The organism is Cytobacillus sp., from assembly GCF_964223445.1.
Taxonomy (GTDB): domain Bacteria; phylum Bacillota; class Bacilli; order Bacillales; family Cytobacillaceae; genus Cytobacillus.
In genome coordinates this window covers 1-2,195 of sequence record NZ_CAXQGS010000085.1, presented here as the reverse complement: position 1 = coordinate 2,195, position 2,195 = coordinate 1, and the positions used below count along the sequence as shown (strand labels likewise).

Annotated in this window: 4 protein-coding genes; 3 read left to right on the top strand and 1 reads right to left on the bottom strand. The window is 40.8% G+C overall.

Going from position 1 to position 2,195, the window contains the following annotated elements; genetic code table 11:
- Window positions 1–151: 151 nt before the first annotated feature.
- The 3 genes from ACEQ1T_RS15840 (at window position 152) to ACEQ1T_RS15830 (ending at window position 1,524) form a co-directional block, all read left to right on the top strand.
- Window positions 152–529, top strand: a complete 378-nt coding sequence (locus ACEQ1T_RS15840) for a hypothetical protein (RefSeq protein ID WP_370223691.1) — start codon at window positions 152–154, stop codon at window positions 527–529.
- A gap of 62 nt (window positions 530–591) precedes the next feature.
- Window positions 592–822, top strand: coding sequence for a hypothetical protein (locus ACEQ1T_RS15835; RefSeq protein ID WP_370223690.1), 231 nt, complete (start codon window positions 592–594; stop codon window positions 820–822).
- A 228-nt stretch (window positions 823–1,050) separates the two neighbouring features.
- Window positions 1,051–1,524: a hypothetical protein gene (locus tag ACEQ1T_RS15830; RefSeq protein ID WP_370223688.1), complete on the top strand. Its 474-nt coding sequence runs from the start codon at window positions 1,051–1,053 to the stop codon at window positions 1,522–1,524.
- Window positions 1,525–1,702: 178 nt separating this feature from the next.
- On the opposite strand, the gene ACEQ1T_RS15825 is transcribed toward ACEQ1T_RS15830, so the two are convergent.
- On the bottom strand, window positions 1,703–1,828 hold the full coding sequence (locus ACEQ1T_RS15825; protein WP_370223686.1) for a hypothetical protein: 126 nt from the start codon (window positions 1,826–1,828) through the stop codon (window positions 1,703–1,705).
- Between the last annotated feature and the right edge of the window lie 367 nt (window positions 1,829–2,195).

The window sequence follows — 2,195 nt, the reverse complement described above, 5'->3', positions numbered from 1 at the left end:
ATGAATGTCTTTTTTCATTTCTAACCTTCCTCTCATGAATCTATTATTCTCATAATACCATATGTAAAATATCTCCTTTTCATAATATAGCAATCTATTCCCTGTTATACTGGAAGAAAGAGGGTTTTATTCGCCGAAAGGAAAGTCATGGATGAAAACGTACTGGTTGCTTGGCATTTTGTTGCTCGTCGATATGACGCTGCTATTGGCGGACGATTACTTTCCGGGTGCACTCAGTTCGTTAGGCATCCCGGTGTGGTCATTGTATGCGTTGCTTGGGGTTTTGGTTCTTGTGAGCCTAGTGACGCAAAACCCTGAACTGGAGAAGCGCTTTGGGCTTTATGAATTAATATTGTTGTCTGTCTATCCGATACTGGTGATGGTTTTATTGACTTTCCTTGGCCGTGAGTCAGAAAGCGGCCTGTCTGTAACGAGCCCCCTCCTTTGGATCATATGGGGAGCGGTTTTGTGGATGGGATGGCGCGATTATAAGAAAGACAAAGAGCAAGACGGGCAAGCGACGGAATGAATGCTCTTTATAGTTGCTGATACGAAATTTTGGAACTGGAATGGAAAGGATGAATACCTGTTATGCTATGGATACTTACACAAAACAAACAAGACCTGATGAATGTTAAGAGTGTTGCTGTAAAAGGAAAGCACGTGGAAGGTTTTGTAGAAAACAGCTTATTGGATCAGTGGAATAAAGTGATGGGCAAATACGAATCAAACGATAGAGCATTAGAAGTTCTTACGGAGATTTTTGCAAAGATTGACCAAAGCAACGGGGCTGCTGTGACCTTCACTATGCCTGAACGATAACCCTATATGGCTTATGCTTAGATTCTGTAACCTTCAAAAGGTGACAACTCCCCTTTTGAAGGTTTCTTCTTTTTATTCATCCTATTTAAATGCATTTATGCCAATTTCAGTAGACTACGCAAGAGTATTCTGATTATTTATGTTAAAATATGGGCATAGCTACAAACAGTTAACCCGATTAATATTAAACAGCTGAATCAAGGCTTTTTAACAGAAAGGGCGGATATAATGGATGAAGCTCAACAAGAGATAAAAGAAATAAAAGGATTAAAGAAGAAGCAATTGCTTTGGGGCAACCTCTTCATGCTGGTGCTTTTCTTGTTCCTTAATTATTTTTTGGAGAATGGAAAAATTTTATTCTTAACTTGGGTACTTCTTATCTCCCTCCTAATCATAATTGCACTCAGCTTATATACCTTGATATCAGGAACGCTTGTCGGCACGAAGACCACGAGGCGCATTCGGGCATTCGATCGAAAGCGCTGGGGGGAGAAAAAATGGAAACTCCTTAAAATAACCGAAATTGTGCTATTAACTGGTTTGGGTGTCGGCTTGGCTGCTTTAGTCTTTAACACGAATTTCGACTCTCCAAATCAGACTTTTATTGGCTCTGCCTTCCCGTTTATCGGCGGTTGGGTCGGTTATAACTTAGGCGAAATTAGCAGAATTAAAAAATTGAAAGAGCAGGCGGCCAATGGCTAGCCTCTCTATTTTTCTTTTGGATATTACTGCTGATCGATCAGCCGAACTAAATAGCAAAAACCCCTCGGTTCCTAGAACGAGGGGTTTTTGAATCGTTATTATTTCGTCAATCGCTTTTCTCTGCCTAGCAACTTCCGACCATTTTTGCTCCTTGATTTCATAAAGTGAAAGGACATAGTTAAGCTCCAGCATCCTCTTTGAGAAAACCTACAACAGCGACTACAAGACCGGACAGCAAGATGATGTATTCCATTCCGCCGATGCTAGTAGCCGTATCTACTACAAGTATTCCCCCCAGAATCATAAATGAGATACCTAGTAACATTAATTTTATCGATTTCAACAAACCGCTCCTTAATTGAATAGATTATTTGAACTCGTATACTAACATTCTAAAACAAACACTCAACTATTCGAACAGTTGAATTAAATTCAAAAACCTTTAATTGCCGGAACGAAGGTTTTTTCCTGATTCCGTCGCTGTATATCCGGCAACCTCTCCTCACCTCCAGCGTCTATTTTGAAAACCCCACTTCCGGGAGGCGCTGTGTGATGAAAACGTTTTGGCTATTCGGCTACCGGCAAGCGCTGTGCTGCATTTTTCCGGTTATCATTTTTGCGGCACTCGCTGTATCGAAATACATTGAGATTCCTTTTCTGCCCCGTTATGA